Annotated in this window: 5 protein-coding genes and 1 pseudogene; 4 read left to right on the top strand and 2 right to left on the bottom strand. The window is 56.3% G+C overall.

Annotated elements, in window-relative coordinates:
- Positions 1 to 233 (bottom strand): annotated as a pseudogene (locus tag RTI30_RS12875) (hypothetical protein); the annotation flags it as partial.
- Positions 234 to 734: 501 nt separating this feature from the next.
- On the opposite strand from RTI30_RS12875, the gene RTI30_RS12870 reads away from it, so the two are divergent.
- Entirely contained in the window at positions 735 to 1,391 is a 657-nt protein-coding gene (locus tag RTI30_RS12870) for a peroxiredoxin (RefSeq protein ID WP_312263424.1), read from the top strand.
- A gap of 343 nt (positions 1,392 to 1,734) precedes the next feature.
- Here the strand turns inward: RTI30_RS12870 and RTI30_RS12865 are convergent, their stop codons facing one another.
- Complete coding sequence (locus RTI30_RS12865) at positions 1,735 to 2,220, bottom strand: hypothetical protein (protein WP_312263425.1); 486 nt, start codon at positions 2,218 to 2,220, stop codon at positions 1,735 to 1,737.
- Positions 2,221 to 2,346: 126 nt separating this feature from the next.
- Here RTI30_RS12865 and RTI30_RS12860 point away from each other — a divergent pair, with 126 nt between their 5' ends.
- The 3 genes from RTI30_RS12860 to RTI30_RS12850 all read left to right on the top strand — a co-directional run bounded on the left by RTI30_RS12860 (position 2,347) and on the right by RTI30_RS12850 (position 3,834).
- Positions 2,347 to 3,009, top strand: coding sequence for a prepilin-type N-terminal cleavage/methylation domain-containing protein (locus RTI30_RS12860; RefSeq protein WP_409449715.1), 663 nt, complete (start codon positions 2,347 to 2,349; stop codon positions 3,007 to 3,009).
- 90 nt (positions 3,010 to 3,099) lie between these two features.
- A complete protein-coding gene (locus tag RTI30_RS12855) occupies positions 3,100 to 3,636 on the top strand; it encodes a prepilin-type N-terminal cleavage/methylation domain-containing protein (RefSeq protein WP_312263426.1) in 537 nt (178 codons plus the stop codon).
- Between the two features lie 15 nt (positions 3,637 to 3,651).
- On the top strand, positions 3,652 to 3,834 hold the full coding sequence (locus RTI30_RS12850; protein WP_312263427.1) for a hypothetical protein: 183 nt from the start codon (positions 3,652 to 3,654) through the stop codon (positions 3,832 to 3,834).
- The last annotated feature ends 629 nt before the right edge of the window (positions 3,835 to 4,463 follow it).

Raw genomic sequence — 4,463 nt, 5'->3', positions numbered from 1 at the left:
CAACGCCGAACGGCCACACCATCGACTCGGACAGAAACCACCGCTATCCTTCCTCCTCCAACATCTACCACAGTGCCAAAGGTGGTGGACGCATACAGGGCCTTGACCACGTTGGCAGACGGCGCCAACATTTCGCCCTTCTGTCGTGTACGACCATCCGGACTCTTCGCCTCCCAGCGAAACTCAGTCGTTTTCACCTCTTTGCGTTGCTTGTTCGCAACTGTCGTAGCCATATCCTACCCCTCACAAGTCCTGCCAGCGCAGAACACTTCGATGACAGCTCTGTCGACTCCCGATGCATGGGGTCGATGCGGAATTGAAGATGCGCAAGCCCGCCTCTCTGGCGTCTGGTTGCTGCTACCGCAAGACCAAGCGAGCGGTTTGACGCCGCTGAACCATAGACGCCGCATCCAAGGTGGTTCGCCATTGTATCCTGCCAAGCCCGTATCGCAATCACCGAGCACAGGGAACGAATCCACGGAACTCGCTTGCGTTAGACGATCCGAACACCACCCTCTCCGATCGCCCTTTCGGCACGGAACCCAGAAGGTGACCCAGTGCAGTAGATAGACGAAAAAGCATCATTTGCCAGCTCGACAGCAGGAGTAGGTGGTCTTAGGCTCTCGGCAAGTTTATATAAAGTACTGATTTAGACATATTGTAATTGTTGGCAGCTTGGGTTATCCTACAGTTGCAGTTCAGGACCCATCTGCAATTTCAAAAGGAGTGTACCTATGTCGATTCGTATCAATGATGTTGCCCCGGACTTCACCGCCGAGTCCACCGCCGGCACCCTGCGTCTGCATGAATGGATTGGCGACAGCTACGCGATCCTTTTCTCCCACCCGCGCGATTTTACGCCGGTTTGCACTACCGAATTCGGTGCCGTCGCCCAACTGGCCCCAGAGTTTGCCAAGCGCAACACCAAGGTTATGGGTGTTTCCGTCGACTCGGTGGAAGAGCACAAGAAGTGGAAGCGCGACATCGAGGCCATGGCCGGAGCTCCGGCGGATTTCCCCATCATTGACGATACCTCGCTGCATGTTTCCAAACTCTACGATATGCTGCCCGCCGAGGCCTATCTGCCGGAGAACCGCGACGCGAAGAACACGGCTACGGTGCGCACCGTTTTCATCATCGGACCGGACAAGAAAGTGCGTCTGACCATGTCCTATCCGATGTCCGTTGGGCGCAACTTTGCCGAAATCCTGCGCGCTCTCGATGCCATCCAAGCAACGGACGGCGTACCGATCGCAACCCCCGCCAACTGGGTCCCGGGTCAGGACGTGATCGTCGCCCTGTCGCTGAATGACCAGCAAGCCAAGGAGAAGTTTGGCGAAATCGATATCAAACTGCCCTACTTGCGTTTCGCCAAGGCACCCAAGAAGTAAACTGCGTTTCCTGGCCTAGCCAGTCGCCGCCATTGGACGCGGCGTAGCCCCTCGCCACCCCGGTGGCGGGGGTTTTTTAAACGCCAAATCGCTCCCCGAGTATCCTGACCCATCCACCGCCGCACAAAGCTGCTGCGAAAACCCCATACCGAATAAGATCGCCGACTTTGGGGGCCACTGCATCGCCTGCATCTTCACCAAAAACTGCCAAGCTGCGAGTATGCAAGCGCCCAGGTTTCCGTGTGCCGCAGCACCAGCACTTCTTGCGCACTCGGCGCAAGCCTGGGTGGTCATTTGCGAACTCCATCTTCCGACCGCAACGTAGCAACCCGTCTCACAAAGCTCACCGATCTAGAGAAGCGACCTTTTCCTTGGCGAGCGGATGGCCGGCCGCGGCCGCCTTTCCCAGCCACTCGATTGCACGGGCATGGTCCATTTTGGTTCCAAGACCCTCCAGGTAACAGGTAGAAAGCCAATCCATCGCGTCGGCGTGACCCTTCTTGGCAGCCATCTCCAGCCAATGGATTCCAATCTCATAGGCCTTGTGCTCAAAAAACATCAGCCCTATTTCGTTGAAGCCATCGGCAACGCCTTGCTCGACTCTACCCAGCTCTCGCTCCAAATCCGGGGTTATCGGTATCCGCATGTGCGGAGCCAAGTCAGACAAAGCAAAAGACAAGCGGCCACCAATCTTGCTCCCGGTCCAGTCCCCATCCCCATGACGGGCCGGTAAAGAGCCATCATCAACCCACCGATAGAGGGTTTTGGTTGCCCGCCCTGTGAGCAGGCTTGCCGTTGCCGTCGATACCTCTACACGGACCGCATTCATCTTGTGTCTCCATCGCTCCTGTCCACCGAAACACCGGTGGACATTTTTGTGCATAACTCTGCCAAACCCTTTCTGTCCACCGAAGTCCCGGTGGACAAACCGAAAAAGTATAGAAGCAACTCCTAAATGTCCACCGAGATCCCGGCGGAACTCTTTGCCGCGCGATCGCCACCGCCGCCCCTCGTCTGTGGAATATTTGGCAAAAACAAAGAGATGCTACGTATGCCGGTGCATGGCGCGATTTGTGCTTACCCGCATCGCGAGGCCTACACTGTAGCCATTCACCCACACCCTCTTCAGGAGGTACGACTTATAAGCAGGAAAATACAGCAAATCCGGAAAACTGCCGAGGGCGGTTTCACCCTCATCGAACTGATGATCGTCATTGCTATCATCGGTATCTTGGCTGCCATCGCCATTCCGCAGTATCAGCAGTATATTGCCACATCGAAAGCAACGACTATTGCGCAGGACTTCCATCAGGCCGTGACCCAAGCCACGGCAGCGATAGCCGCTGCGCAGGCAGGACAAAACACTGCTTTAACAAACTCAAATATGACCAATATCGCAAGCACGGGCGCTTCGATTAGTTATAGCCAGCAATCTATAACCCCAGCGAACGCAGCTAATGGTGTCAATGTTATTCTTTCCGGGGTCCCGTCTAACATTGCTCCAAACGTTGCTGCAGCTTTGTCAGCGCAAGGAGTCATTGCTACTGCATGTAATTCAAGCGCTACGACCGGTTGCACGGCGTCGGTCGATGGAAATGGTGGCGTCACTTATCAATAAATAAGCTCGCATTATAAATGCACCCCGCAAGGGGTGCATCTTTCGGACAGCATTCTGGTGTTCCAGAGTCCTCTCGGAAAGGTTGACCATATGCGCCAAGAAAAATGTGCCACCAGTGCAGGAGACAATCGGGCGGAGATGGCTGGTTTTACCCTGATCGAACTGATGATCGTCATCGCTATCATCGGCATTTTGGCGGCCATTGCCGTTCCTCAGTACTTTCAGTACATAGAAACCGCCAAGGCGCAGGCGGTAACGGCAAATTTCAAACTTGCCGTAGATGCCGTCACCAACGCCTATGCTGCGAGCAACAACAAGGTCGCAACCAACATTTACCAAACCCTCAATGGGCAAACAGCCACAGACATTGCCGACCCCGTGTTTGGGCGCGGCACCCCGGCTTTCGTTACTGGCAGCAATACCAGTACCCCAGTATGCGGACAGGTGGCCATCAGCAGCGCCGTCATTAGCGCGGCCGGCCCTGCCACCACCACTCTTTCCGTTAGCACCAACCAATGTAGCGGCAACCTCGGAAAGAGCATTGCGGCAGCCCTATCGACTGCCGGTTTTCCGCACGCAACGAGTTCCGGTGTCATCGTCAATCAAAATGGCGGAGTGCAAAGCTGATCAAAGGAGAAACCCATGAACCTACAGGAGCGAATCCAACAATTGCAAAGCCGTCGTCGCGAGTTGCTCGCCTGCCGTTCCCAGCGCGGCGCCCCCGTTGCCAGCCTCGACCTGGAATTGGTCAGAGTGCGCAGTGAGTTGCTGGCCCTATACGAAGCATCCCGCAACAAAAAACCCGCCGTGCAACTCGCGAGCTGATCCAGCATTGGCCGGGCTGACAGAAGAGCAAGCGCTCGCGGTGTCCTGACCACGGCGGGCGCTATCGCTGCAAACGGTCTTGCAGTGAGGCTGGACGCAGACCGCCGGCGCCCGGTAGGCGAGACGTGAGTCCCTGGCAGCGGCGTGGTGTCGCCACCGTGCGCTGGCGACTCTTCCAAAGGCTAGGACAGCTAGCCTGCCACGCCGACACCTGGGTACGGAAGATACCAACTGTCATAGCGCGCCTATTCACGGATATCCGTCAACGCAGCTACGCTGCCGCCCATCAACCTTCCGGCTGAAGTCCGCCTTCTCTCCAGCGTATGCAACGCCCGACGAGCCCGGCTGGCGATTGCCCCACGCTGTACCAATCGCACCTTTTGCCCTGCTCCATCGCAAATAACCGCCTATTCCCCAGGGACTACAACACCAAATCCCGCAAACCGAGCGTCATGCCCCATCCAGCGCTGCACAGAATTACCGCGCAAACCCATGCCTAAAGACATTCGCAGAATTTGAGGTTATGCAATTGCTGCATAAGTTCACAAACCTTTGGCACTTCTTTGGCGAGGGAGGAGTGCCATGCAGGTTCAACATGTCGGGTACCGGATCCGGGGGTTTTACCGGGT

It is taken from the genome of Candidatus Igneacidithiobacillus taiwanensis, assembly GCF_031962545.1.
GTDB lineage: Bacteria > Pseudomonadota > Gammaproteobacteria > Acidithiobacillales > Acidithiobacillaceae > Igneacidithiobacillus > Igneacidithiobacillus taiwanensis.
This window is presented reverse-complemented; position numbering and strand designations above follow the sequence as displayed.

What these genes read in the sequence shown, in the direction of transcription:
- RTI30_RS12870 (WP_312263424.1), top strand. Translation starts at nt 735, where the DNA reads ATGTCGATTCGTATCAATGATGTTGCCCCGGACTTCACCGCCGAGTCC.
- RTI30_RS12865 (WP_312263425.1), bottom strand. Translation starts at nt 2,220, where the DNA reads ATGAATGCGGTCCGTGTAGAGGTATCGACGGCAACGGCAAGCCTGCTC.
- RTI30_RS12860 (WP_409449715.1), top strand. Translation starts at nt 2,347, where the DNA reads ATGTCCACCGAGATCCCGGCGGAACTCTTTGCCGCGCGATCGCCACCG.
- RTI30_RS12855 (WP_312263426.1), top strand. Translation starts at nt 3,100, where the DNA reads ATGCGCCAAGAAAAATGTGCCACCAGTGCAGGAGACAATCGGGCGGAG.
- RTI30_RS12850 (WP_312263427.1), top strand. Translation starts at nt 3,652, where the DNA reads ATGAACCTACAGGAGCGAATCCAACAATTGCAAAGCCGTCGTCGCGAG.